Here is an 862-nt window from a genome sequence, read left to right on the forward strand (position 1 = left end):
ATCAGAGACTTGTCTAAAGTCACAACCCTTAGGCAAGAACTCTCTGATTAATCCGTTGGTATTCTCGTTGGTTCCTCGCTGCCATGACGCATAAGCATCGGCAAAGAAGAAAGCGCTAAAGAGCTTTTGTTTCACCTTCTTATGCTGAGCAAACTCTTTACCATTATCAGAGGTAATGGTCTTAACCTGCAACCTCACTGGCTTTAGGATACCTATCATTGCCTCTGATACTTGCTGTGCCGTTTTATGACCCACACGCTTCATTTTAAGCAGTCCTGTTTTACGTTCAACGAGCGTTACAATCGCTTGCTTGTGATGCTGACCGATAACGGTATCCGCTTCCCAGTCACCAATACGTGATCGTTCTTCCACAATACAAGGGCGCTCATGAATCGAGACTCTGTCGTTGATACGGCCTCGGGTCTCAGCGGTTAGTCGCTTACGGTAAGGTTTGGCTTTGCGTCTGAGACACTGCCATAACCTGCCGCCTTGTCTCTTGTCCCTCCAGATATAGCGATAGATGCTCATGTGACTAATACCACCATGAACGCCGGCTATTTGTTCAGGACTCCAGCTGTCTTTTAGCTTATCTGTGACCCAATCCCATACGTCAGCGATGATGCTGGGCGCATTGTTTGACCGTCTGTCACAAGCCTTGTTATTAGCATTCTTTGCTCGGTAACCGCGCAGGCCTTTATTACGCCTAAGCTCTCTTGATATGGTGCTGGGACTTCTGTTTAACGCCCTCGCTATAAATTTAATATTATGTTCTGCCCCTATAAGGGCATAAATCTGGTATCGTTCCCCTAGGCTTAGATGTGTATAGTTCATGGTTGCAATCTCACTTTGGTCGGTGGATAAA

Annotated in this window: 1 protein-coding gene; it reads right to left on the bottom strand. The window is 46.4% G+C overall.

What is annotated here, in order from left to right:
• On the bottom strand, nt 1-831 hold an 831-nt coding region (locus EI164_RS16495), incomplete at its 3' end, for an IS30 family transposase (RefSeq protein ID WP_192521046.1).
• Between the last annotated feature and the right edge of the window lie 31 nt (nt 832-862).

It is taken from the genome of Psychrobacter sp. FME13 (assembly GCF_014861395.1).
GTDB lineage: Bacteria > Pseudomonadota > Gammaproteobacteria > Pseudomonadales > Moraxellaceae > Psychrobacter.